26 protein-coding genes are annotated in these 24,853 nt (G+C 66.0%); 16 read left to right on the top strand and 10 right to left on the bottom strand.

From position 1 onward, the window contains the following. Nucleotides 1-76: 76 nt before the first annotated feature. Together EZH22_RS21195 and EZH22_RS21200 are read left to right on the top strand one after the other, a co-directional pair. Complete coding sequence (locus EZH22_RS21195) at nt 77-874, top strand: class I SAM-dependent methyltransferase (RefSeq protein WP_203192417.1); 798 nt, start codon at nt 77-79, stop codon at nt 872-874. After that, a complete protein-coding gene (locus tag EZH22_RS21200; protein WP_203192418.1) occupies nt 871-1,851 on the top strand; it encodes a LysR substrate-binding domain-containing protein in 981 nt (326 codons plus the stop codon). Before EZH22_RS21195 ends, EZH22_RS21200 begins: the two co-directional genes overlap by 4 nt. 7 nt (nt 1,852-1,858) lie before the next feature. On the opposite strand, the gene EZH22_RS21205 is transcribed toward EZH22_RS21200, so the two are convergent. Genes EZH22_RS21205 through EZH22_RS21225 form a run of 5 tightly spaced genes read right to left on the bottom strand, consistent with a single transcriptional unit; the run spans nt 1,859 to nt 5,348 of the window. Beyond that, nucleotides 1,859-2,161, bottom strand: a complete 303-nt coding sequence (locus EZH22_RS21205; protein WP_203192419.1) for a YciI family protein — start codon at nt 2,159-2,161, stop codon at nt 1,859-1,861. Nucleotides 2,162-2,170: 9 nt separating this feature from the next. Next, entirely contained in the window at nt 2,171-3,097 is a 927-nt protein-coding gene (locus EZH22_RS21210; protein WP_203192420.1) for a carbon-nitrogen hydrolase family protein, read from the bottom strand. Further along, nucleotides 3,098-4,123, bottom strand: coding sequence for an FAD-binding oxidoreductase (locus EZH22_RS21215; protein ID WP_203192421.1), 1,026 nt, complete (start codon nt 4,121-4,123; stop codon nt 3,098-3,100). Beyond that, nucleotides 4,120-4,776 (bottom strand): RraA family protein, encoded by a 657-nt coding sequence (locus EZH22_RS21220; protein WP_203192422.1) that lies wholly within the window; start codon nt 4,774-4,776, stop codon nt 4,120-4,122. Before EZH22_RS21220 ends, EZH22_RS21215 begins: the two co-directional genes overlap by 4 nt. 2 nt (nt 4,777-4,778) lie before the next feature. Next, nucleotides 4,779-5,348 carry a pyridoxamine 5'-phosphate oxidase family protein gene (locus tag EZH22_RS21225; RefSeq protein WP_203192423.1) on the bottom strand — a complete coding sequence of 190 codons (570 nt, stop codon included), beginning with the start codon at nt 5,346-5,348 and terminating at the stop codon, nt 4,779-4,781. Nucleotides 5,349-5,659: 311 nt separating this feature from the next. On the opposite strand from EZH22_RS21225, the gene EZH22_RS21230 reads away from it, so the two are divergent. Genes EZH22_RS21230 through EZH22_RS21255 form a run of 6 tightly spaced genes read left to right on the top strand, consistent with a single transcriptional unit; the run spans nt 5,660 to nt 10,754 of the window. Then, the gene (locus EZH22_RS21230) at nt 5,660-6,787 is read left to right on the top strand and encodes an ABC transporter substrate-binding protein (RefSeq protein ID WP_203192424.1); all 1,128 of its coding nucleotides are present in this window, start codon (nt 5,660-5,662) and stop codon (nt 6,785-6,787) included. 39 nt (nt 6,788-6,826) lie between these two features. Continuing rightward, a complete protein-coding gene (locus tag EZH22_RS21235; protein WP_203192425.1) occupies nt 6,827-7,708 on the top strand; it encodes a branched-chain amino acid ABC transporter permease in 882 nt (293 codons plus the stop codon). Next, nucleotides 7,705-8,547: a branched-chain amino acid ABC transporter permease gene (locus EZH22_RS21240; protein ID WP_203192426.1), complete on the top strand. Its 843-nt coding sequence runs from the start codon at nt 7,705-7,707 to the stop codon at nt 8,545-8,547. Before EZH22_RS21235 ends, EZH22_RS21240 begins: the two co-directional genes overlap by 4 nt. Next, nucleotides 8,540-9,316, top strand: coding sequence for an ABC transporter ATP-binding protein (locus EZH22_RS21245; RefSeq protein ID WP_203192427.1), 777 nt, complete (start codon nt 8,540-8,542; stop codon nt 9,314-9,316). The genes EZH22_RS21240 and EZH22_RS21245 overlap by 8 nt, the downstream gene beginning before the upstream one ends. Next, nucleotides 9,313-10,038, top strand: coding sequence for an ABC transporter ATP-binding protein (locus EZH22_RS21250; RefSeq protein WP_203192428.1), 726 nt, complete (start codon nt 9,313-9,315; stop codon nt 10,036-10,038). Before EZH22_RS21245 ends, EZH22_RS21250 begins: the two co-directional genes overlap by 4 nt. Next, a complete protein-coding gene (locus EZH22_RS21255) occupies nt 10,038-10,754 on the top strand; it encodes an SDR family oxidoreductase (protein WP_203192429.1) in 717 nt (238 codons plus the stop codon). The genes EZH22_RS21250 and EZH22_RS21255 overlap by 1 nt, the downstream gene beginning before the upstream one ends. Before the next feature lie 18 nt (nt 10,755-10,772). Here EZH22_RS21255 and EZH22_RS21260 read toward each other — a convergent pair whose 3' ends face one another. Further along, complete coding sequence (locus tag EZH22_RS21260) at nt 10,773-11,351, bottom strand: hypothetical protein (protein ID WP_203192430.1); 579 nt, start codon at nt 11,349-11,351, stop codon at nt 10,773-10,775. A 332-nt stretch (nt 11,352-11,683) separates the two neighbouring features. Between EZH22_RS21260 and EZH22_RS21265 the strand changes: the two genes are divergently transcribed. Next, nucleotides 11,684-13,738, top strand: coding sequence for a PAS domain S-box protein (locus tag EZH22_RS21265; RefSeq protein ID WP_203192431.1), 2,055 nt, complete (start codon nt 11,684-11,686; stop codon nt 13,736-13,738). A 47-nt stretch (nt 13,739-13,785) separates the two neighbouring features. Then, the gene (locus EZH22_RS21270; RefSeq protein WP_231711086.1) at nt 13,786-14,259 is read left to right on the top strand and encodes a globin family protein; all 474 of its coding nucleotides are present in this window, start codon (nt 13,786-13,788) and stop codon (nt 14,257-14,259) included. A 104-nt stretch (nt 14,260-14,363) separates the two neighbouring features. Here EZH22_RS21270 and EZH22_RS21275 read toward each other — a convergent pair whose 3' ends face one another. The 4 genes from EZH22_RS21275 to EZH22_RS21290 form a co-directional block, all read right to left on the bottom strand. Continuing rightward, entirely contained in the window at nt 14,364-15,170 is an 807-nt protein-coding gene (locus tag EZH22_RS21275; protein ID WP_203192432.1) for a response regulator, read from the bottom strand. 106 nt (nt 15,171-15,276) lie between these two features. After that, nucleotides 15,277-16,197, bottom strand: a complete 921-nt coding sequence (locus EZH22_RS21280; protein ID WP_203192433.1) for a hypothetical protein — start codon at nt 16,195-16,197, stop codon at nt 15,277-15,279. Between the two features lie 81 nt (nt 16,198-16,278). Continuing rightward, nucleotides 16,279-16,662, bottom strand: a complete 384-nt coding sequence (locus tag EZH22_RS21285) for a hypothetical protein (protein ID WP_231711087.1) — start codon at nt 16,660-16,662, stop codon at nt 16,279-16,281. Between the two features lie 161 nt (nt 16,663-16,823). Further along, entirely contained in the window at nt 16,824-17,594 is a 771-nt protein-coding gene (locus EZH22_RS21290; RefSeq protein WP_203192434.1) for an SDR family NAD(P)-dependent oxidoreductase, read from the bottom strand. Nucleotides 17,595-17,714: 120 nt separating this feature from the next. On the opposite strand from EZH22_RS21290, the gene EZH22_RS21295 reads away from it, so the two are divergent. The 6 genes from EZH22_RS21295 (at nt 17,715) to EZH22_RS21320 (ending at nt 24,844) form a co-directional block, all read left to right on the top strand. Continuing rightward, on the top strand, nt 17,715-18,329 hold the full coding sequence (locus EZH22_RS21295) for a TetR/AcrR family transcriptional regulator (RefSeq protein ID WP_203192435.1): 615 nt from the start codon (nt 17,715-17,717) through the stop codon (nt 18,327-18,329). Nucleotides 18,330-18,808: 479 nt separating this feature from the next. Continuing rightward, nucleotides 18,809-19,882, top strand: coding sequence for an ABC transporter ATP-binding protein (locus EZH22_RS21300; protein WP_408647743.1), 1,074 nt, complete (start codon nt 18,809-18,811; stop codon nt 19,880-19,882). Then, on the top strand, nt 19,882-20,856 hold the full coding sequence (locus EZH22_RS21305) for an ABC transporter ATP-binding protein (RefSeq protein WP_203192437.1): 975 nt from the start codon (nt 19,882-19,884) through the stop codon (nt 20,854-20,856). The genes EZH22_RS21300 and EZH22_RS21305 overlap by 1 nt, the downstream gene beginning before the upstream one ends. A gap of 139 nt (nt 20,857-20,995) precedes the next feature. Continuing rightward, a complete protein-coding gene (locus EZH22_RS21310) occupies nt 20,996-21,940 on the top strand; it encodes an ABC transporter permease (RefSeq protein WP_203192438.1) in 945 nt (314 codons plus the stop codon). Then, nucleotides 21,937-22,839 (top strand): ABC transporter permease, encoded by a 903-nt coding sequence (locus tag EZH22_RS21315; RefSeq protein ID WP_203192439.1) that lies wholly within the window; start codon nt 21,937-21,939, stop codon nt 22,837-22,839. The genes EZH22_RS21310 and EZH22_RS21315 overlap by 4 nt, the downstream gene beginning before the upstream one ends. 412 nt (nt 22,840-23,251) lie before the next feature. After that, nucleotides 23,252-24,844: an ABC transporter substrate-binding protein gene (locus EZH22_RS21320; protein WP_203192440.1), complete on the top strand. Its 1,593-nt coding sequence runs from the start codon at nt 23,252-23,254 to the stop codon at nt 24,842-24,844. The last annotated feature ends 9 nt before the right edge of the window (nt 24,845-24,853 follow it).

Raw genomic sequence — 24,853 nt, forward strand, 5'->3', positions numbered from 1 at the left:
GATGATCCCGGCGTATCATCCCTCGACCAATTTTATGGCTTCGGCGACAGACTTATACTTGAAAAGAGATCGCGCAATGGATCGGCCGCAGCTTCTTCTCGTGCCCAACACGCCTTCGGCGCCGGGCACGCATTTCGCGTGCGAGGCGCGCTTCGTCGCCGATTATGGCACTTCGGTCATCAAGCTGCTGTCGCCGCAGCCCGGCGAGAAGATTCTGGATGTCGGATGCGGTGACGGGACACTCTCACGCCTGGTGCAAGCCAGCGGGGCCGAGGTTGTCGGCATCGATATCGACCCGGCGATGATCGAAGCGTCGCGTCAGAACCGCATCGACGCACGGCTGATCGATGGCCGCGCGCTGACGTTCGAGGGCGAATTCGATGCTGCCTTCTCCAATGCGGCCCTGCATTTCATGCGGCCGGTTCCAGCCGCGATCGAAGGCGTCGCGCGCGCGCTCAAGCCGGGCGGGCGGTTCGCCGCCGAGCTCGGCAGCCACGGCAATATTGCCGCCATCACCACCGGCCTCGTGGCCGTGCTCGATCGCCGCGGCATCGATGGCGGTGCGCACATCCCGTGGGAATTTCTGACCGCCGAGGAAATTTGCGATTCACTCGAGCACGCCGGCTTCGTCATTGATTCCGTGCATGCGTTCCATCGTCCGACGCCGATGCCCTCCGGTGCCAAGGCCTGGATCGAGAAGCTGGGGCGATGGTTCCTTGACGCCTTGCCGCCGGAGCAGCGCGAAGAGGCCTGCGAAGAAGCCGAGCAGCTTATGTCGCGCACCATGAAAACTTCACGCGGTCATTGGACCGCGGACTATCATCACCTGCGCTTCAACGCGCGATTGGGAGCCAAAATGATGGGAGCCAAGTGACGAACGCCATCGACCCAGCGGAGTTGGAGAAGCGGCTCGCCAGCGCTGAAGGCGCGGCCAAGCCGGGATCGCTCGCGCGCCGTGACCGGCTGCCGTCGCTGCGCTCATTGCGGACCTTCGAGGTGGTCGGACGTCATCTCAACATGCAAGGCGCCGCCGACGCGCTTTGCATCACGGTGTCGGCGGTCAGTCACCAGATCCGCCATCTCGAGGCGGAATTGCAGGTCGCCCTGTTTCGCCGCACCGGCCGCGGTCTCGAACTGACGCGCGACGGCGAGGCGTTGCTGCCCGGATTGACGGCCGTCTTCGAGCAGCTCGAAAGTACGGTCGAGAAATTCCGGCGGCGAACCGGCCCGCAGATCCTGACGATCAGCATGCCGGCCTCGTTCGCCATGCGTTGGTTTCTCGGACGGCTGGGCAAGTTCTACGCCATGTATCCCGACGTCGAGATCCGCGTGGCGACCCATGTCGGGCGCGAGGTGGAACGCAGCGCGACTGTCGACTGCTTCATCCACGTCGGCGCCAATGACTGGCCGGAACTGGAGGGGGAGCTGCTGTTCGCCGAGCACCTCGGCGTCGCCTGCAGCCCGACAATCCAGCGCCGCATCGACCAGGCCATCACAGCACCGGCGGACGTCCGGAAAAATCGCGTCCTGAAAGCCGACGACAGGCCGGACGACTGGCAGCTCTGGCTCAACACCACGGGGCTCACTTTGCCGGGCGAGCAGCGGACCCTGTCATTTTCGAGCCAGATCCTCGCCCTCCAGGCGGCCATCGAGGGGCTGGGCGTGATCCTGACCGACCCGGTCGAGATCATGGACGAACTGCAGACGGGCCGGCTGGTGCAGCCGCTCGCTTCAAGTCTCGCGGTCGCGACGCGCGGCTACTATTTCTACACGATGGCCGACGCCGAAAGCGCACCTTCGGTTGCGATCCTGCGCGACTGGTTGCAACTCGAGCTTGCCTCGAAACCTTGAGCGCGGCTCAGCCCTTCGGCGAGAACGCGAGCGAGCCCATTCGCCGGGTCCATTCCCACACCTGCAGGTCGGAGAAAATGCCGGCGCCGGTGAAGGGATCGTCCTGCGCGAAGGCTCGCGCCTGCGCGAGGGTGTCGCATTCGATCAGGAACATGCTGCCGCGGTCTTCGCCGGTCTCAGGATCGCAATAGGGGCCGGCCGCAAGAATGCGGTCTTCAAATGCCTTGAGATAGTCGATGTGCGCGGCGCGCAGGCGGGTCCGCTCGGCAGACTTACCCGGCGCGTCGATGCGATGAACCACGAAGATCATGGCGCTGCTTCAGCCTGTGGTCACGATCAGCGGCGATCGCCGCGTCTTGGTCAGATGAAGCTGGACGACGTCCGGCCTCGCATAGTGGCCGATCGAATCGACCATCTCCTTCATGTCGGCTATGGAATCGAAATCCAGCTCGGCGTAGAGCACGGTTTCGCCGTCGTGCTCGGGCTTGGCCAGAATTTTTCCGCCCGGCGCGACGATCGCCGAGCAGCCGCCGCCGGGCTGCAGCTTGCCCCGCGCCGACTCTCCGAACTGATCGATGATGTCCTGGGTCAGGACGCCGGTCGTCGAGATGACGAAGCACTGGCCCTCGAACGCATAGTGGCGCACCGCCGCGTCGATGATGTTGTCGATCCAGGGCATGCCGCCCGGCCAGTTGGCGACATGGATCTGCTCGCCCTGCGCCTGGACGGCGTAGCGGTACAGCGGGTTGGAATGCTCGAAGCAGATGAGGGCGCCAAGCTTGCCGACCGAGGTGTCATAGATATCGAGATCGACGCCGTCTCCGCGCCCCCACGTCATGCGCTCGTGATGGGTCGGGACGAGCTTGCGCCGGCAGCCCAGGACCTCGCCATTGGCGTCGATGATGAGCTGGCTGTTGTACAAGGTGCCGCCGTCGCGCTCGTTGATGCCGACCACCGCCATGCACTTGGCCTTGCGGGCCGCGTCGCTCAGCAGCTTCACGGTCGGGCTGTCGAGCGTCACGGCCTGATCGAACAGGCGGCGGAAGAAGGTGCGCTTGTTGGTGAAGGGATCCCGGACCAGGTTCCAGTACGGATAGCCGGGCAGGTAGGTTTCCGGAAAGACGATGAGCCGCGCGCCGGCCTTGCCGGCCTCGGCGATGGTCATGCAGGCCTTCTCGGTGCTGGCGTCGCGGTCCAGAAAGACCGGCGCGAGCTGCGCCGCGGCGGCGAGGAGTGAAACGGCCATCTAGTTGGCTCCCGTTGGCTGGAATTCTTCGGCGAAGATCTGCGCGCGCGACACGCCCATTTCGAGCAGCTTGTGGCGGGCACTCTCGACCATCGGAGGTGGACCGCACAGATATGCCGTTGCGGCGGATGGCACGCCGACCAGGTCGCCGGTGAGCAGGTCGACCGCCGTGCCGGTGCTGTCCCGCCAGCCATCGCCATGCGACATGGCGGCAACGAGAACGTGCAGGTCGGGAAAGGTCGCCTTGAGCGCTTCGAGTTCGGTGCGATAGAAAAGGTCACGGTCGGTGTTCACGCCGAAGGCGATTACGATGGGGCCGGCGGTGTCTCGCCGCCGGGCGCGCTCGCGCAGCATCGAGAGCACCGGCGCAAGGCCCGTGCCGCCGGCGATCATGATGCAGGTCCCGGTCTCGCGGCGGCGATAGAAGGTGCCGAACGGACCGGTCATGGGCAGCACGTCGCCGGCTTTCGCCGACGTGGAGAGATAGGTCGACATCGCGCCGTTCGGCAGCGTGCGGATGAGAAAGCCGATTTCGTCCTGCTCGGGCGGCGTCATCATCGAATAGGACCGGATGATGGTGGTGCCGGGCACAGTCAGATTGACGTATTGGCCCGGAAGATACGCAAACATGCGGCCGCCCTCGCATTTGCCGATGACCTCGAACACGCTGTCGGAAACACGTTTGATCGCGGTGATCAGAAATTTGCGCGCACGCCGGGGGAGCTGCGAGGTGCGCGTGTAGGGCAAGTTCAGCTTGATTGCGTCCGAGACGGGTTTCGCCTGACACGGCAGGATCGCGCCCGCCGCGCGCGCGCCGTCGTCGAGGCTGATGGCACGTTCATCCTCATAGGCAATTTCGCCGCCGGTCATGGCGCATTTGCAGGTCTGGCAGGTGCCACTCAGGCAGTCGGAGGCGAGGTGAACGCCGTTCTTCCTGGCGGCCTCGAGCAGCGACACACTCTTGTCCGCGATGAAGCTCACGACCTCCCGATCGCTGAAAGTCAGCTCGACGCTGGTGCCGGTCATCGCTGGACCTCGACGGTCCCGTGCAGGGCCAGCGCTTCCTTGATCGAACCGAGCGCGCGGCAGGCTGCGATCATCCTGGCCTGGCGGCCTTCGTAGTGCCTCACCGTCGCGGCGATGTCCGGCACCAGCTTCCGCGGAACCGCGATGACGCCGTCATCGTCACCGACGATGAGATCGCCTGGATTGATCTCGATCCCGCCGCATTCGATGGGCTGGTCGCTGAACATCGTCTTCAGCCGGCCGAAGCCGCCGGCGGGGGTGACGTTGGTGGCGAAAATGCCGAAATCGGAACCGGCCGCCTGGGATACGGACCGGACAGCGCCGTCGCCGACGAAGCCGGCAAGGCCGCGGCGGATCGCGACTGCGATCTCGGGCGCGCCCCAGAGCGCGGCGTCGGTCTCGTCCTCGAGCTGCGCGACGATGACGCTACCGGGCGCCGTCGTGTCGAGCAGCTTGATCCCGACATTATGCGGCGCGCGTTCGGCGGTCGCCGCGGTCATCAGCGTAACCGCAGGACCGACCATGCGGCTGCCCGCGAGACGGCGGACCTTGTGGCTGATGAAAAGCTTTCTGCTCGTGACCGCATCGAGGGCATCGGACAGCGCCGTCGTCGACACGTCCTTGAATAAGGCGATGGTTTGCGCGTCATACATGGTCAGGCGTCAGTTTCCAGGCCTTCGCGGCCCTCGATCTTGAGTTTCGTCGGCAGGCCGTCGATGCTTTCGAGATTATGATCGGCCCAGTAGTCGACCATGCCTTCGCCTTGTGCGCGGGCCCACTGGTTGAGCGTGCTGCGCTCCTTCTTGAGTTCGTATTCGGGAATGCCAAAACCGCAGGATGTCTGCAGCGACGAGATGTCCGCGACGAAGATCTGGCGCACGCCGGGCAGCTTCGGGAACAGAGCGTAAAATTCGTCCCAATTTTCCTCGCCGGGCTGCACGATGGTGGCGACGCCGTAAAGCCGCAAGATCATCGGCTGCTTGCCGAAGCTCATGAACATGAACGTAATGCGGCCATTTTCACTGACGTGCGCCGCAGTTTCGTTTCCGCTTCCAGTTACATCAAGATAAGCGACGCGGTTGTGGCTCACGATGCGAAAGGTATCCATGCCTTTTGGCGACACGTTCACGCGCCCGTTCAGGGGGGCGGTCGCGACCAAGAACATCTTTCGTCTATCGATGAACTCGGAAAAAGATTGGTCAATCTTGTCGTAAAACCGGGACATCAGCCTCTCCGGATTGAGATGATCGAGGCCCCTTTGACTAACAGAGGCACCGATTGCTAATCGCGCGACAAATTGCGAATGAAGGATGTCAAAAAACTCAAGTCTCGCCACCCCTGTCCAGGAATAGGCAATTCTCTCCTAATGCCGCACGATATCGCCGCTTATTTGTGCGGGTCTGGTGATTTGACGGGCACTCCATGTGGCTCAAAGCTTTCGCATTTCTGACTTGAGATTTTTGGAATTGGGGGTGCGAAAGTTTCCGGGCATCGTCGGCGGCAACGACAAATCGGAACAGAGGGAATTTTATTCCGATGAATATGTCCAAATCCGCCTGTCTCGGCGCGCTTCTGTTGGCGTTGGCGATGCCGGCGCTCGCCAACGACGCCGACCCGATCCCCCTCGGGGTGGTCCAGGTTTTGAGCGGCCCGCAGTCTAAATATGGCGCGAACGCCAACAAGGGCATCGAACTCGCCGCCGAGGAAATCAACAAGGCAGGCGGCATCAACGGCCGTCCTATCAGGCTGTTCACCGAAGATACGGCCGGCAGCAAGGACCAAGCGATCAATGCGGTCCGTAAGGTCATCGGCCAAAACAAGGTCGTGCTGGTGATCGGGCCGACGCTGAGCACCGAGGTGTTCGCCGCGACGCCGATCGCCAACCAGCGCGGCGTGCCATCTGTCGCTTTGACCGCGACGGCGCCAGGTATCGCCGCGATCGGCGAATTCTCGTTCCGCGCCTCGTTGCCGGAAGATCGCCTCATCCCGGCCAGCCTGAAGCGCGCCAAGAAGCTGTACGACATCAAGCGCGCGGCGATCCTGTTCGCCAACGACGATTCCAACATGAAAAGCTCGGCGGATATCTTCAAGAAGGAAGCCGCCGCCAACGGCATCGAGGTCGTCGCGGTCGAAGCCTTCAGCTCCAGGGACTCGGACTTCTCGGCGCAGCTCACCAAGTTCGCCGGCCTCGGCGTCGACAGCGTGCTGGTCGGCGCCTATCCGGATGCCGGCGCGTCCATCCTGACGCAGGCGCGCCGTCTCGGCTTGTCCAAGGTTCGCTTCATCGGCGGCAACGGCTTCAATTCGCCGAAGATCATCGAACTCGCCGGCCCGGCCGCCGAAGGCGCGATGGTGAGCGGCCCCTGGTCGATCGCCAAGGAAGACGAAGCCAACAGGACGTTCATCGCCGCCTATCAGGCCAAATACGGTGAAGTGCCCGATCAGTTCGGCGCCCAGGGTTATGACGGGATGAAGCTCGTGGCTCAGGCGCTGAAGAACGCCGGCGCCACGATCGACACGGGTTCGATCCGCACCGCCCTGCAGAACGTCGAATTCAAAGGCGTCATGGGTCCGTTCCGCTTCGACCAGAACCGTGAAGCCGCGTTGTCCGACGGGGCCGTGACCTTCGAGGTCGTCAACGGCGCCTTCAAGATCGTGCAGTAAAGCCAGCCCGGACGGGGCGCGGTCGACGAAGGTGAGACGATGCTGGCGCAACAACTCCTCAATGGGCTGGTCCTGGGCACCATCTATTGCCTGTTCTCGATCGGCTTCAATTTGATCTTCGGTGTGCTTCACGTGATCAATCTGGTCTATGGCGTCTATTTCGCCATAGGCGCCTATGCTGCCCTTGTGCTCGCCACCACTTTCGGGTTGCCTTTCGTCGCGGTCGTGCCGGCGGTGGTCTGCGTGGTCGGCCTGATCGCTGCGGCGATCGACTGGGTGGTGCTGACGCCGCTCAAGGGCCGGGACGGGCGCTATCTGGCCTCTCTGATCATCACGATGGGCGCCGCGCTGTTCCTGTACTCCGTGCTGGCGCACGCCTTCGGGGTCGAAGCCCGCCGCTTCCCGAACGACTTCGGCCCGAGCGCGCTGTACCGCTTCGGCAACATCTCCATCACCGGCGTGCAGATCGCCATTCTGGCGATCTCGCCGCTGCTCATCGGCGGGCTCGTCTATTTTCTCAGGTACTCGCGGTGGGGCATTGCGATCCGCGCCGCGGCCGACAACGAGCGCGCCTCGCTCATCGTCGGCATCAATCCGACGCTGATCACGCTCGGCGTTTCGTTTCTCGCCGCCGCGCTGTCGGCGACGGCGGGCATGCTGATCGGGCTGAACTTCAATGCTGTCCAACCCTATATGGGCGAGTTCATGATGCTTCGCGGCTTTGCCATTGTCATAATCGGCGGCCTGGGGAGCCTGCCGGGCGCCGCCATTGCCGGGCTTGCGCTCGGCATCATGGAAATTCTCACCTCGGCCTACGGTTCGTCGCTCTACCGGGAGGTTCTGACCTTCGCCTTGCTTCTCCTCACACTTTGGGTCTTCCCCAATGGCTTGGTGAAGCAGATCAATGCGAGGCGGCCATGAGCTTCGAAGATCTGTGGTGGACCTATGAAAGCCTGGTCCTGTCGATCGGCATCAACTGTCTCCTGGCGCTGTCGGTCTACCTCGTGCTGGCGACGGGCCAGATGTTTCTCGCGCAAGGCGCGTTTATGGCGATCGGCGCCTACACGAGCGCGATGCTCAGCCTGAAATGCGGGCTTGCCTTGCCGGTGACGCTTGTGCTGGCCATGACCGTGTCGGGATTGGTGGCCTTCGCCATCTGCTGGCCGATGCTGCGCCTTTCCGGCGTCTATCTCGGGATTGCCACCATCGCCTTTGGCGAAGTGTTGCGCGCCGTCATCATCAATTCGGAGCCGCTCGGCGGCGCCCTTGGCCTCAACGGAATTCCGACGTCGGCCTCGCCCGCGCTCATCTATGGCGCCGTGCTGATTTGCATCGTGGGCTGCTTCGCCGCGATCCGCTCGAAAGTCGGGCGGGCGATGGAGGCGATCCGGTCCGACGAGACGGCGGCGCAGGTGCTCGGTATCAACGTCTTCCGTTACAAGATGGCGGTGGTCGTGGTCGCCGCGATGGTCGCGAGCGCCGCCGGCGTGCTGAACGCGCATTCACACTCCTCCATCAGCCCCGAGGACTTCAGCTTCGAGGCGACGGTCACAATTTTGAGCTTCGCCATCATGGGCGGCATCTCGACGCCCATCGGCGCCGTGCTTGGCGCGGCGATCCTGACCAGCCTGCCGGAGGCGCTGCGCGGGCTCGCCGATTACCGGTCGCTCATCAACGGCCTCATCATCGTCCTCGTGGTCGCCTTCCGGCCCGAGGGCCTGGTGTCCTGGCGCGTGCCGAAGGCCCGGCGCCATGCTTGAGGTCAAGAACATCTCCGTCCGGTTTGGCGGCCTGATGGCCCTCAACGACGCGTCGTTTCAGGTCGGACGGGGCACCGTCCACGCCTTGATCGGCCCGAACGGCGCCGGCAAGACGACCATGTTCAACGTCATCTCCGGCGTGCAGCGGCCCGACGCCGGCCGCATCCTCGTCGGCGGTGCCGACATCACCAAGCTGCCGCTCCACCGCCGCGCCTCGTGCGGCATGGCGCGGACCTTCCAGAACATCCGCCTGTTCTCCGGCATGAACGTCATCGAGAACGTGATGTGCGGCATGCATCCCACGCTCTTCGCCAATCCGGTGCTGTCGATCCTCGGCATCGGCAAGGGCCGCGCCGAGGAGCGCCGATGTCACGGGAGGTGCCTTGAGATCCTCGCCCTGGTCGGGCTCGCGGACGTGGCCTACAGCCCGGTCACGGCGCTGTCTTACGGCCATCAGCGCCGTGTCGAGATCGCACGGGCGTTGGCATCCGATCCGGCCTTGCTGCTGCTGGACGAGCCGGCCGCCGGCATGAACCCGAGCGAGACCCGCGACCTGGCAAGGCTCCTCGTCACGCTGCGCCAGGGCGGGCTGACGTTGGTCGTGGTCGAGCACGATCTGCATTTCGTGATGAAGCTCAGCGACAAGATCACCGTGCTCAATTTCGGCAGGGTGCTGGCGGACGGCGCGCCGCTCGCGGTGCGGAACGATCCGCGCGTCATCGACGCATATCTCGGTTCTTCCGCCGCCAGCATGAAAGAAAGCGCATGAACCCGGCGCTTCAGATCAGGGATCTGGTCCTCGCCTACGGCGGCATCACCGCGGTCAAGGGCGTCAGTCTCGACGTTCCGGCCGGCAAGACGGTCTGTCTCGTCGGCGCCAACGGCGCGGGCAAGACCAGCGTGATGCGCGCGATCTCCGGCCTCGTCAAAGCCAAGGCCGGCAGCATCCGCTATTTCGGCGACGAACTCACCGGCCGCCATCCGGCCGGCATGGCGGCGCGCGGCATCGCCCACGTTCCGGAAGGCCGGGAGACCTTCCAGCGGCTCTCCGTCGAGGAAAGCCTGCGCATGGGGGGCTTCCGGCTCCCTCGAGCGGAGTTCGGGCACCGGCGCGACGCCATGTTCGAGACCTTCCCGCGCCTCAAGGAGCGGCGGACCCAATTGTCGGGGCTCTTGTCCGGCGGTGAACAGCAGATGTTGGCGATGGCCCGCGCGCTGATTTCCAATCCCAAGCTGCTGCTGCTCGACGAGCCGAGCATGGGACTGGCGCCGAACATCGTCGATGAGGTGTTCCAGGTCATCGCCGACCTGCGCCAGACGGACACGACCGTGCTCCTGGTCGAGCAGAACGCGCTGCGGGCGCTGGAGCTCGCCGACTACGCCTACGTGATGGAGACCGGCTCCATCGTGATCGAAGGCGAGGGCCGGCAGCTGGCGAACGATCCGAGGATCACGACCGCCTATCTCGGCGGAGAGGGGGATTGTCTGTGATGGCCCGAACCGCACTCGTCACCGGAGCCACCCGCGGCATCGGCGCCGCAATCGCCCGCAACCTGGCGGCATCCGGCGCCGAGGTCGTTGGCATCGCCCGCCACGAACCGGCGCAGTTCGATGGCACGTTCTTCAAGTGCGATCTCCACGACACCGCACAGCGCACCAGGACCTTCGCCACGATCGCTGACCGGCATGGCATCGACATCGTCATCAACAATGTCGGCGCCGCACGCATCGAGCCGACCGGCTCGATTACCAAGGACGCGCTCGACGAGATGTGGAGCGTCAATGTCGAGGCGACGGTCGAGGCCATCCAGGCATTTCTGCCGCGCATGAAGCAGCAATCCTGGGGCCGCATCGTCAATATCGCCAGTGGCGCCATTCTCGGCAAGCCGGGCCGGGGCGGCTATTCGGCGACCAAGGCCGCGCTGGTCGGCCTGTCGCGTACCATGGCGATTGATCTTGCGTCGTTCGGCATCACGGTCAATGTGGTGAGCCCCGGTCAGATCCGGACCGAACTTTTTCTCGTCAACAATCCGCTGGACGATCCCAGGACAAGGGCCAACCTGGCGGGCATTCCGTCGAAGCGTGTGGGGGAGCCGGAAGAAGTCGCGTCGGCGGTGGCCTTTTTTGCATCCGAAACGTCAAGCTACGTGACGGGGCAACTGCTTTATGTATGCGGCGGCCTGACGGTCGGCAAAATGCCGAATTGAGGCATCGGCCCGTTGCTATTACGTGCGCCTCTGCCAGGGGTGCAGCACGAACCGCAATTTCCCTTGGACGACATCGTGTCGAGCCAGGACCTCATTCAATTCGCCTCTCCCGATCGAAAGGGTCTCGGCAAGCCTCGTAGCGATCTCTTCGATCGCGGCTTGTGAATTTTCGTGCGATACGATCCGTTTGGCCTTGTCCGTGCAGTAACCGACGAACATTGCATCGTGGTCGGGGCTCAGATCGAGTTGCGACCGCAGCTTGTTGATCTCGGCGTCATCGGCGCGATGGGAGTCCACGAGCGGGATATAGAGCGGGGCCAGCTTCTTCCAGTATTCTGCTTCAGCGAGTTGTCCAGCCAGAAGAATGACGAAGGCGTCCTCGGCGAAGCGCCGGTCAGCCTTGACATTCAAATCCAAAAACACTGTGGGCTCGCTCTCGAACCGCGTCTCTCCACTTAGCCCATGCGGTGGTCGAAGCACCACCTCGGTCACATTCTTCATCAGGAAGGTTGCCACCAGGGCGTGCCCGGCCTCATGAATGGCGGTCGCCTTTCGTCTGACGGCCAAGGGTATTTCATGAGCAGGCGTGAGGATCATCGCAGCAATTCGCTATAGCAGAAATGGATGGCTACAGGTCTTATATCATGCCGGTCTCCATCCGCTGAGGCTCGCCGGATCCCGCTGCCGGCGCGAACTCCCTGCCATATGGAAATTGGCGGCACCATCAAAGCCTGGCGCGGTTGCGAAGGAAGCCGCTGCGACAGGCAGCGCCGATGGACCGAAGCGGCCCGCCCCTCCCCTGCCCTGCCCGCTGGCCGGCAACCGCCTGCCGAATGCCGCCCCATCCGGTACAGCCAAGTTGAAACCGTCGCGAAACAATGATGCCTTACACGACCGCCCGCGACGGGCGGGCAGCGCAGGGGGCGGCGATGGCATCTACGACCTGGGGCGATGCAGCGGCGGCAGCCGCCGCCAATGTGGAAGGCCTGGTCCAGCCGGCGGACCTGCACCTCTTCACCGCGCTGTTCCAATCCATTCCGGGCCGCGCCGTGCTGGTGGACACGGACGGGACGTGCCGGTTCGCCAACGACGAGTTCGTGGATTTCGTCCGCCGCCCGCGAGAAGCGGTGATCGGCCGGCATGTACAGGAGTTCCTCGCGCCGGAGACCCTCACGACCTATGAGCCGCTGATGGCCCGCGTGTTTGCCGGCGAACCGGTGCGCCGCCAGGGCTGGGTCGACTACGGCGCCCTCGGGCGGCGGTTCCTGGACGAGGTCATCACCCCCTACCGTGCCGATCCGCAGGGACCGGTGGTGGGCTGCTTCGGCGTCGCCCGCGACCTCACCGACCTGAAGCACCAGGAAATCGAGATCGCCCGGCGCATCGAGCAGCAGATCGAGGCGGATGCTTACCATGCCACCATCGTGGGAAATGCCATCGACGGCATCGTGGTGGTCGACGAAGCCGGCCTCGTGGTCGATTTCAACCCGGCGGCCGAGCAGATCTTCGGCTACCGGCGCGACGAGACGGTCGGCCGCCCCATCGCCGACCTCATCATCCCGCCCGACTTCCGTGCGGCGCATGCCGAAGGCATGCGGCATTATCTGGCCTCGGGAGACAGCCGCGTCGTCGGACGGCGGCTGGAGCTGCCGGCGCTGCTGTCCGACGGCCGGCAAATCACCATCGAATTGGCCATCACCGACGTGACCCGGGGCGAGCGTCGCCTGTTCGCCGCCCACATGCGAGACCTCAGCGCCGCCAAGTCGGCGGAGGAGGAGATCAAGCGCCAGCGCAACGCCCTGCACCAGAAGGAAAAACTCGCCGCCCTCGGCTCGCTGCTGGCAGGCGTCGCCCACGAGCTCAACAATCCGCTCTCGGTGGTGACCGGCCAGACCATGCTGCTGCGCGAGCAGGTGATCAGGGAAGCAAACGGCCTGCCCGGCTTCGAAAAGGTGTTGCAGCGTTGCGACCGCATCGAGGCCGCCGCCCACCGCTGCGCCCGGATCGTCCGCAGCTTTCTCGACATGGCCCGCCAGCGGGAAGCCGAGCGGCGCGCCACCAACCTCGCCGATGTCGTGAAGGAGGCGGTGGACCTGCTCGGCTACAACATGCGCGCCTCGGGGGTGAAGGTCTCCGTCGCCATCGCGCCCGGCCTGCCGCTGCTGATGCTGGACGCCGGGCAGATCCACCAGGTGCTGCTCAACCTGCTGGTCAACGCCCAGCAGGCCCTGGAGGAACAGTCGGGCGAGCGTCGCATCACCATCTCGGTCGCCGCCGACGCGACGCGCAGGGTCATTTCGATCCAGGTTGCGGACAATGGCCCCGGCATTCCCGAAGGCATCCGATCGCGCATCTTCGACCCCTTCTTCACGACCAAGCCGCAAGGTGCCGGCACCGGCATCGGCCTCGCCGTCTCGCGCGGCCTGATCGAGGCGCACGGCGGGACGCTGGAGCTCACCGAGGCGCCGGGCGGCGGCGGCTGCTTCACCGTGCGGCTGCCCCTCGACGTGGCGCTCCCCGAGGCGGCGACCGCCACGCCGGCGACGGCGGCAGCCATTGCCGCCGGTTCCCTCGGATCCGTGCTCATCGTCGACGACGAGCCCGACATCGCGGCGCTGCTGGCCGAGATCGCCGACGATGCGGGCTACCGGCCCGAGGTGGTGAACAGCGGGCGCGAGGCCCAAAGGCGCATCTCGGGGGCGCACCAGGGGACCGCGCCCACGCCGTTCGTCGCCATCCTGTGCGACATCCGCATGCCGGACGGGGACGGGCCCAGCCTCCACAACTGGCTCCTGGCCCACCACCCCGAGCTGACCACCCGCATCGGCTTCATTTCCGGCGACACGCTGGGGCCGTCGGCCGGCCGCTTTCTGGCCCGCTCCGGCTGCCCGCTCATCGAGAAGCCCTTCACGCCCGAAGACGTACGCGCCTTCCTGCGCGACCTCTCCGGCTCCAAGGCCGCGGCGGGCGCCGGCAACACTTGAAACACGGCGGACAGGCGCCGGAACGCCTCCCGCAACACAAGCCGTCCATGGTGCCGGTGTTCACGCCACAGGGACGGCCCATGCACAACGACCAGATCCTCCTTCTCGAGACCAGCTTCGCCGAGGTCCACTCCGTTGGAGAGGCAGCGGCCGCATTGTTCTACGAGCGGCTGTTCGTTCACGACCCGTCCCTCAGGCGACTGTTCGGCGACACCGACATGACGCAGCAGGGTCAGAAGCTTTTTGCCGCCCTGCGCCTGGTGGTGAACTCGCTCCGGAACCTGCCGGCCGTGGTGCCGGTGCTGGAAGATCTGGCCGTGCGCCACACCGCCTACGGCGTCCGTAACACTCATTATGATACCGTCGGCGTGGCGCTGATCGAGACCCTGTCGCTCTATTTCGGCGCCCGTTTCACACCCGAGCTGCGCGCGGCCTGGACCGATGCCTACGGGACCGTCGCCTCGGTCATGACCGGAGCGGCCGACCGGGCCGCCGAGCACCAACGCGCCGTCGCCGTGTAGCGCGCCGCAGCCTTTTCCCTTCGAACGCTGGACGGCGATATCCCCGCAACGCCGTCTTGTGTCGAGCCCTCCGGCCGGTCGCACCGATCGGCCGGAGGCGTTCGTCAGGCGCCTCGGGGCCCGGGGACGAACAGATAGCCGACGCCCCGCACGGTCTTGATGGCCTGGGGTTTTGCCGGATCGGATTCGATCTTCTTGCGCAGGCGCGTCACCCGCACGTCGATGCTGCGGTCAAAGGGGTCATTGTCGCGGGCGTGCGCGAGGTCGAGCAGCCGGTCGCGGGTGAGAACCCGGTTCGGGTTCTGCGTGAACACCTTCAAGAGATCGAATTCCATCGCGGTCAGCATCTCCCGCACCCCGTCCCGTCGCACCAGGCAGTGGGCGTCGAGATCGAGAAAGGCCACGCCGCACGGCACGAGGTTTGCCGATTCTGCAGTCTCCGTCCCGAGATCCGCCGCCGGCGCCCCGCCGTTCGGCCGGGGTTCCGACGCTGGTGGCGCGGGAGTGGAAGGTGCGAGAGCGGCAGGCACGAGGGCATGGCGACGCAGCACCGCCCGGATGCGGGCCTTGAGCTCGCGCAGGTCGAACGGCTTCACCACGTAGTCGTCCGCGCCCACTTCCAGGCCGGCGACCCGGTCCACGATGTCGTCCGCAGCGGTCAGCATGATGATCGGCGTCGGCCCGCCGGAGCGGATGCGGCGGGCGAGGGAAAGCCCGTCTTCCCGCGGCATGTGCACGTCCATCAGGATAAGGTCGGCGGCCTCGGCTGCGAGCAGCACATCAAGTTCCCGCCCCCCCGAAGCGGAGCGCACCGAAAATCCCTGCCCCGTCAGGTACTCGCAAACGGTTTCCCGGAGCGCCTCCTCGTCGTCCACGACGACAACGCGCCAGCCTTTTTCATCCTCTGCCATGCCCCGCGCCGAAGGCGCTCCCCCTGCCCCAATGCCCGCAAGCGGGCATTTTAGTGTTCGATGCCACGGGACGGAAGATGCTTGAGGCCCGTCCGGCAGGCCTGGGTCAACTACAGTTCGTCACCTGGTTGGAGCAGATGCCGCGCCACCATCCGCGCCGTCCGTCCCGGCTCGTGGTCAGCGCCCAGTTGGCCGAGCAGGCATGAAGGCGCATGAGCGTGCCGTCGATGGAGAGATTTCCGTCCGGTCCGGCCACATCTGATCCCGGAACAAAATCCTGCGCGTCCACATGGGGTGCCTGCAACAGATGCTGCACCGGCATCTGCGTGTTGGCGTAGGCGCCGCCGGCTTCCGATGTCCGGATCCAGCCGGTGCCCGAATAGGTCTTCGGATAGCGTTTCGGCGGCGGGTCGCCATAGGGCGCGCCGGGCGGTGTCGCGTGAGAAATGCGAAACCAGCCGTCCTTGTAGCCGGTGATCTCGAACTCGACGCGCCATCCCGGCTCCGAGCCCTGGTCGGACTCGGCGGTACGGTGCAGGGGCGCGAGGCGGCCGACGGCCTTCGCCTTGCCGGACGGCGCCGCCCGCACGGCGATGCCCTTGCGCCCGTTGTGCATCGCCCAGCCGAAGATGTGGCACGGCTCCACCTCCGGCTCGGCCTTCTTCATGGCGGCGAGGGTGCGCAGCAGCTCCATCTCGCTGTCGTCCACGTCGTCATTCGGCCGCTCGTCCTGACGGCGTGGCCTGAGGGTTGCTGCGACGACGGACAAGATGCCGCCCTCGGTCTTCAGCGTCACATCCAGCATCTGCCCGGGATCGAACGCACTGCCCGCGCTGGCGGGCTGATCCGCCGCTGCGGGATAGGCGGGGATAGAAGCCGTCTGCGTGCCCGCGTCCAGCGGCGGGATGCGACCCAGGACGATGCCGGGTGGTAGCTTCGCCTTCGTCTCGGCCACCCAGGCCGCCTCTTCCGCCCATGCCGAGAGCGGCGCCAGGAGCCACAGCGCGACGCCGGAGACGAGGGCCACCTGCGCCGCGCCGCGCCGCGCAGGATATGGGGGTCTGCCCCCATGATGGATTTCATCCGGCACACCTCACTTGGGCGAGTCTCACTTGGGCGCGACGACGCGCAGGCGCGTCGCGTAGGGTTCGACCCTGAGGCTGTCGTGGCCGAGGATGCTGATGCGGCGCAGGGGTGCCTGCTCCAGCTCGCCGTCCGCGCCCTTGCGCACCGCATATTGCCACACGGTGAGCTCGCCGCTGCCCTTGAGGGCGCGGCCCAGGGCGGTCACGTCATTTCCGCCGATGGCCTCCGCCTCCTTCGGCCCCACGCCGACCACGATCTCGTCCCGCACGGTGATGATCTTGAAAAGGTTCACGCCCGGCTCCGCGGCTGCGCTGAAGGCGAAAGCGAGAATGGCGCCGGCTGCAACCAGGGTCGCGGTGAGGCGGCGCGTGGCGCGCGCAAAGGCGAGGGTCGTGAGGGTCCGCATGGTGAGCTCCCAGCTCCATTGATGCGGCCACCCTAGCGCCCGCGTGTTTCGCGCCGTTTTCGCCCCCGACCCGAGGCCGCGCCACGCGGCTGAAACATTTGCCCGCGAGGCCCCGATGCGGTGCGGCATTCCCGCCGCACCGGGGCCACGGCCACGAGCGATCAGGAGGCGTAGCGCGCGGCTGGCTTGGCATGTGAAAAGCCCGGCAGCATCGCCCGGCGCGCCGCTTCGAATGCCTCCCACTGGGCCGCGTCAGGCAGTACCGGGATGCTGACGGGCTCCCGGCGATCGAAGCCGTTCAGGGCGGCATCCACGAGATCCTCCACCTCCATGACCGCGGGCAGGTCGTCCACATTGCGCCCGGAACGCGCCCAGATGTCCGTCCGCGTCGCAGCCGGCAGGACGGCCTGCACATAGATGCCCTTGGGGCCGAACTGGGTCGCCAGCGCCTGCGAAAGGGTCAGCAGGAAGGATTTGGTGGCGCTGTAGGTGTCGGGGAAGATGTCGGGGGCGAGCCCGACGACGGACCCGATGTTCACGATCGCCCCCTCCCCTCGTGCCACCATCCCAGGGATCGCGGCGCGAGCCAGCCGGGTGGGCGCGGTGACATTGAGACGGATCAGCCAGTCCAGATCTGCGGCATCGGCCGTGTCGAAGGTCCCCGGCAGGTTGGCGCCGGCATTGTTGATGAGCAGCCCGATGGGAGCGCCCCCGAGCCGAGCCTCGACCTGCGCCAGCTGCGTCGGCTCGGTGAGGTCCGCCGGCAGCACCTCCACCGCGACCGCATATGCCTGTCGCAGGCGGGCGGCGCGTTCCTCGAGCTTGTCGGCGGCACGCGCCACCAGCACCAGGTCAAGCCCTCGGGCGGCCAGCCGATCCGCGTAGACGGCGCCGATGCCGCTGGACGCGCCGGTGATCAATGCAGTCGTCATCATCTGTCTCCCGTTCCAGGGCGCCCCGGGGTGCGCCGTATCCCGACTCATTTAGATGATAATCATCATCTTGAATAGAGGTTTGTGATCATCTATTTTTGATTGGAACGGAGAGCAGCGATGAGGCGGAGCCGAACCGAGAAGGATGAAAGCCGGCGCCAGATCCTGGCTGCGGCGGCGCGGCTCTTTCGCGAGCGCGGCGTCGATGGCGTGACCGTGGCCGAGGTCATGCAGGCGGCGAAGCTGACCCATGGCGGCTTCTATCGCCATTTCGCCGACAAAGACGATCTCGTCGCGCGGGCGGTTGCCAGCGCGCTGGAAGACGGGCGCGAGGGGAATGCCGGTTCCGCCGGCCAGAATCTCGCTGCTTTTGCCGCCTCCTACCTGACCGAAAAACACCGGGACAATGCCGGAAGCGGCTGCGTGTTCGCCTCCCTCGGGCCGGAGCTCGCGCGCGGATCGGCGCCGGCGCGGCACGTCACGACCGAAGCCATCCAGCGCACCATCGAGGCCTTCGCTCCCACGGCCCCCGGCCGGAACGACGCTGAGCGGCGCGAGGCCGCCATCGGCACCTGGGCGGCCATGGTCGGTGCGCTCGTCCTGTCGCGCCTCAGTGACGACAGGGCGTTCGCGCAGGAGGTGCTTGACGCCACCCATGCCTGGTTGACGAGGCAGGGACTTCGGGAAGGCGATGGTGATGTCGGGGTCGAGCCGAACCCCTCTGGCGGCGGCTGAACCTGTAGCGAGAAGCTCCCAAAGCCGGGCCGAACGAGACCTGCAACGGACCGAGGACTGCCGCGCCGAAAATTGCGGGCGCGGAAAAGGCGATGCACGCCCTGTGGGAAAAGCCGTGTGTCGTTGTTACGTTCAGATGAAGCACCTGCCGCCGGTGTATTTTTGGCGTGGGCACGCGCATTGATCGCCGCGGTTGAAGGTTCCACAACATTCGCGGAAAGCGTCGACGGCGACTGTTCCGGCTGAAGTCCAAATTCCCGCCACTTGCCCATGCGGACGGCATGCCGTCCTCAATTTGGGCAGCGAACGGATACTGGAGCCGCTCTTTGCCTGTGGCCTCAGGTCTTCGCGGCCGGGCGGCAAGCGGGAGCTGAACCGGCATCGATCCCGGCCCCGGGCTGTTCCGCCGCCGGCGCGCCGATGCGCTTTCGAGCCTCCACCGGAATGGCACATCCGTTGCATTGCACCTTTCGTGAAATATTACCGAAGGGGACGCGGATTTGCAGGACATGGAGCAGGCACGCGATCGCGGCGGCCCGGCTCAGCCGCTCGTCATCGCCCGCGGACTGACCAAGCACTTTCCCCTGAAGCGCGGCTTCTTCGGCGGCGATGCCAAGGTGAAGGCGGCGGACGGCGTGGACTTCGAGATCATCAAGGGCGAGACCCTGGCCATCGTCGGGGAATCCGGCTGCGGCAAGTCCACGGTCTCGCGCCTGCTGATGGGGCTGATGCCGCCGACGTCCGGCGAGGTGGTGTTCGACGGTGAGCTCGTGGGCTCCTCGGCGCTCGCCATCAACGACTTTCGTCGCCAGGCGCAGATGGTCTTCCAGGACAGCTACGCATCACTCAACTCGCGCCTCTCCATCGAGGAATCCATCGCCTTTCCGCCCATGGTGCACGGGCTCTCCCGCGGCAAGGCCGTCGCCCGCGCCCACGAACTGCTCGAGGCGGTGGGCCTCGCCTCCGCCCAGTATGCCCGGCGCTATCCCCACGAGCTGTCCGGCGGCCAGCGCCAGCGGGTGAACATTGCCCGCGCCCTCGCGCTGAGGCCGCGCCTCGTCATCCTGGACGAGCCGGTGTCCGCCCTCGACAAGTCGGTGGAGGCGCAGGTGCTGAACCTGCTCATCGACCTTAAGGAACAGTTCGGCCTCACCTATCTCTTCATCAGCCACGACCTGAACGTGGTCCACCACATGGCCGACCGGGTGCTGGTCATGTATCTCGGCCGCGTCGCCGAGATCGGCCCGGTGGACGAGGTCTTCAGGGCGCCGGCGCATCCCTATACGCGCGCGCTGCTGGCCAGCCGGCCGTCCATGGACCCGCGCCGCCGGCGCACCGCCCCGCCGCTCCTGGGCGACCCGCCGAATCCGGTGGATCCGCCTCCCGGCTGCCGCTTCATCAGCCGCTGCCCCCTCGCCGAGCCGGTGTGCGCGACCTGCCTGCCCGAGCTGACCGGCATGGGGTCCGCGACTGGCCGGAACCGCCACGCGGCCGCCTGCCTCTCAATCCTCCCCTCCAGCGGGCACAGCCTCGCAAGCCGCATGGTGGCGTGATGTCCGGAACCCTTGTGAAGGCCCGCCAGCTCAAGGTGCGGTTTGTCCAGAACGCCAGCGCCGTGAACGCGGTCAACGGGGTCGATTTCGATCTCGATGCCGGCGAGGTGCTGTGCATCCTCGGCGAGAGCGGCTCGGGCAAGTCGGTGACGCTGCGCGCCCTGATGCGCCTCAACCCGGCTTCGAAGACGATCATGTCCGGCGCCCTCGAGGTGGGCGGACACGACGTGGTCACCGCCTCCGAGGAGCAGATGGCGGCGCTGCGGGGGCCATTCGTCTCCATGATATTTCAGGAGCCGATGACGGCACTGGACCCGGTGTTCACCATCGGCCACCAGATCACCGAGACCATCGTCCGCCATGAGGGCGTCTCCCGCCGGGATGCGAAGCAGCGGGCGCTGGAACTGCTGGAGATGGTGCAGGTGCCATCGGCGAGGCGGCGGCTGGCGGCCTACCCCCACGAGCTGTCCGGGGGCCTGCGGCAGCGGGCGATGATCGCCATCGCCCTCTCCTGCCGCCCGAAGCTGCTTCTGGCCGACGAGCCCACCACCGCCCTCGACGCCTCGGTGCAGATCCAGATCCTGATGCTCCTGCGCGAGATCCAGCAGGAGATGGGCATGGGCATGATCTTCGTCACCCACGATCTCGGCGTTGCGGGAGAGATCGCGGACCGCATCGCGGTCATGTATGCCGGCCGCTTCGTCGAGGAAGGGCCGGTGCTGGAGATGATGACCGCCCCGCTCCACCCCTATTCCCGCGGCCTGCTCGGCGCCACTGTGCGCGAGGGCTCGCGTGGCACCCGGCTCACCACCATTCCCGGCGCGCCGCCGGACCTGCGCGATCTTCCGGATGGCTGCGCCTTCGCCCCCCGCTGCGGCGAGGCGGAAGGGCTGTGCCTGTCCGAATTGCCGCAACTGCGCGCGCCGGAGCCGGGCCGCGCCGCCCGCTGCATCCATGTGGAACACCGCGCTTGAGGGGGCTTCAGGCGCAAACAAGGTGCGTCCGCTCGAAGACACGGCATGCGCCCCGATGCCATGAAGCGGGGGCCGGGACCGACGGGACCCGGCTCCTGCCCCCGTCATCGGCTGGCGGCCACCGCACGGGAGTCCCTGCATGTTGCGTTACACCATCCATCGCGTGCTCTACGCCATTCCCATCGCGCTGGCGGTGAGCCTTGTCTGCTTCATGCTGGTGCACATCGCCCCCGGCGATCCCATCGACGCCATCCTGCCGCCCGACGCCTCGGCCGAGACTGTGGCCTTGGTGCGCAAGGACTACGGGCTGGACAAGCCGCTGCCGATCCAGTTCGGCCTGTGGCTCGCCCACGTGGTGCAGGGCGACTTCGGGCGCTCCATTGCCAACCGCCGCCTTGTCGGCGACGAGCTGGCCAGCGCGGCGGGCAAGACCTTCATCCTCGCCGCCTCGGCGGCGGGGCTGGGCTTCGTGATCGGCTGTGTGCTCGGCGGGCTCGCCGCCGTCTTCCGGGGCACCTGGATCGACCGTACGGCGGTGGGCTTCGCCGTCGCCGGCGTGTCGGTCCCCCATTACTGGCTGGGCATGGTCCTCGTCATCGTCTTCTCGGTGCTGCTGGGCTGGCTGCCGTCCATCGGCGCCGGCCCAGGGGACTGGGCGTGGGACTGGACCCACATCCGCCACCTCATCCTGCCGGCTGTGACCCTTTCGGTCATTCCGGCGGGCCTCGTGACGCGCACCGTGCGCGGGGTCGTGGTGGAGATTCTCGGCCAGGACTTCATCACCACGCTGAGGGGCAAGGGCCTCAGCCGCCGCATGATCCTGCTCCATGTGGTGAAGAACGCCGCTCCGAATGCGCTGGCGGTCATGGGCCTTCAGCTCGGCTACCTCATGGGCGGCTCGATCTTGGTGGAGACGGTCTTCGCCTGGCCGGGCACCGGCATGATGCTGAACCAGGCCATCTTCCAGCGCGACATCCCCGTGCTCCAGGGCGCGACCCTGGTGCTGGCCATGATCTTCGTCGCCCTCAATCTCGTCGTCGACCTGATCCAGACCGCCCTCGACCCAAGGATGCGCCGGATATGACAGACGCTTCCTCCGTTTCGACCAAGCTTGCCGTATCCCGTCGCGCCGCCGCTCCGCCGCGATCCAGCTACTGGCGGGAGGTCGGCAAGAGGCTGCTGCGCGACAGGCTGACGATGGCCTGCCTCGCCGTCCTCCTGCTCATGGCGCTGGTCATCGTGCTCGCGCCGCTGATCGCCCCCTACAATCCGCTCCAGGGCAGCATGGCGCGGCGGCTGAAGCCGGTGGGCTATCCCGGCCACATCCTGGGCACCGACGAGCTCGGTCGCGACATGCTCACCCGCCTGATCTACGGGGGGCGGCTGTCCTGGTTCGTGGGCCTGACCCCCGTGGTCATCGCCTTCGTCGTCGGCGGCGCCCTCGGCATCACCGCGGGCTATGCGGGCGGGCGCGTCAACATGCTGATCATGCGCACCACCGACGTGTTCTATGCCTTTCCCTCGGTGCTGCTGGCAGTCGCCATCAGCGGGGCGCTGGGGCCGGGCATCGGCAACGCCATCGTCGCCATGACCATGGTCTTCATCCCGATGATGATCCGCATCTCGGAGACCGTCACCACCAGCACGCGCAACCTCGATTACGTGGAGGCGGCACGGGCCACCGGGGCGAACCCGCTCACCGTGGTGCGCGTGCACGTGCTGCCCAACGTGCTCGGGCCGATCTTCGTCTATGCGACGGCGCTGGTGAGCGTGTCCATGATCCTGGCCTCCGGCCTCTCCTTCATCGGCCTCGGCGTGAAGCCGCCGGAGCCGGAATGGGGCCTGATGCTCAACACTCTGCGCACCGCCATCTATTCGCAGCCGTTGCTGGCGACGCTGCCCGGCATCTGCATTTTCGTGACCAGCATCTGCTTCAACATGGCGAGCGACGGCCTACGCACCGCCATGGACGTGAAGAACTGACGGGATGGCTGCGGCTCACCCGCCGCCGCGGTCACAAAACGAATGGGTATAGTATTTTTTCATTGCGGAAGCGGACATGAATTGCTTTAATTCGCACGCCCGTTTGTGTCTGAGCTGATACGATCAGCAGTGAGGCAGTGAAACGGCGCACCTCAATCAGATACACCTGACATGAGCGAGCGCTGACATGCCCCATATTGACCATGTATGCGGAAATTCAACCGTCCGATCCGGAAACAGATCTTCATATTATTCCACCGCATGGCCGACCAGCCATCCTCTCCCGGTGGTGATCCAACCCCAAAGAACGGCGCAAGGCCGCCGTGTCGCACGGCATGCGCAGGTCCGGGCCTCCCCGGCGCCTGAAGCATCCGCCGGGAGGAAGCGTTGCCCGCACATCTCAGAGGTGTTCATGCGATCGAAGTCAGTTTTCCTGGCCGCTGCGCTCGCGCTCGGCCTCACCGTGGGGCCACTCGGCGCTCAGACGCTGCGCGTCGGCATGACCACGTCGGACGTCCCCACCACCGGGGGCATCCCGGACAACGGCAGCGAGGGCGGCCGCTTCGCCGGCTATCCCATCTATGACGCGCTGGTGAACTGGGACTTCACCAAGACCGACCAGTTCGCCGATCTCACGCCGGGGCTTGCCACCGAGTGGCACATCGACCCCAACGACCACACACGCTGGATCTTCACCCTGCGCGAGGGCGTGAAGTTCCATGACGGCACGGACTTCAAGGCCGACGACGTCATCTGGAACTTCGACCGGCACCTCAACGACAAGGCGCCGCAGTTCGACCAGGCCCAGTCGCGCAGCTACCGCACCTACACCTCTTCGGTGGTGAAGTACGAGAAGATCGACGACACGCACGTCGCGCTCTACACGGCCAAGCCCTTCTCCATGCTGCCGTACCTGATCTCGCGCGTGTTCATGGTAAGCCCCACGCAATACGCCAAGGTTGGCAACTGGGTGGACTTCCGCATTCGCCCCGCCGGCACTGGGCCGTTCAAGGTGGAACGCGTCACGCCCCGCACCTCCATCGAGCTGGCGCGCAACGCGGACTACTGGGACAAGACCCGCATCCCCAAGATCGCCAAGCTGGTGCTGATGCCGATCCCCGACGCCAACACCCGCGTCGCGGCCCTGCGCTCGGGCCAGGTGGACTGGATCGAATATCCCGCCCCCGACAGCATTCCCGGCCTGAAGGGCGCGGGCTTTCAGATCGTCACCAAGCCCTATCCGCACATCTGGGCATGGCACGCCAACAACAGCGACAATTCCCCCATCCACGACAAAAGGGTGCGGCTCGCGCTCAATTACGGCCTCGATCGGGATGCCCTGGTGGAAATGCTGGCCGGAACGGCGATCCCGGCCCGAGGCCCCTGGCCGGACACGTTCAGACTGTTCGGCCAGCCGGAGGCGACCTACAAGTATGACCCCGAAAAGGCCAAGGCCCTGCTGAAGGAAGCCGGCTACGGCCCGGGCGGCAAGCCGCTAAAACTGAAGGTGCAGGTCCCCACCGCCGGCTCCGGCAACATGGTGCCCCTGCCCATGGCCGAGTTCGTCCAGCAGAGCTACAAGGAACTGGGCATCGACGTGGAATACGAGGTGGTGGACTGGGGCACCATGCTCGGCGCCATGCGCCAGCGCGTGGACCAGCCCGGGTCGTCCCGCTACGACGCCATCAATCACGGACTGCCCATTTCCGACCCTTCCCAGCTGTTCCTGAATTTCCACTCGGCCGCCTTCCCGCCCAACGGGTCCAACTGGAGCCTGTACAAGAACCCGAAGGTGGACGAGTTGATGGACAAGGCGTTCGCGACCTTCGAGCCGAAGGAACGCGACGCCCTCATCGCCCAGGCCCATGCGCTCATCGTCGACGACGCCCCATGGGTGTTCGTGGTGCACGACCTCAACCCACGCGCGCTGAGCCCGAAGGTCAAGGGCTTCAGGCAGGCCCAGAGCTGGTACCAGGACTTCACCCAGGTGACGGTGGAGCCTTGAACGGCAGGG

Source organism: Xanthobacter dioxanivorans (assembly GCF_016807805.1).
Taxonomy (GTDB): Bacteria; Pseudomonadota; Alphaproteobacteria; order Rhizobiales; family Xanthobacteraceae; genus Xanthobacter; species Xanthobacter dioxanivorans.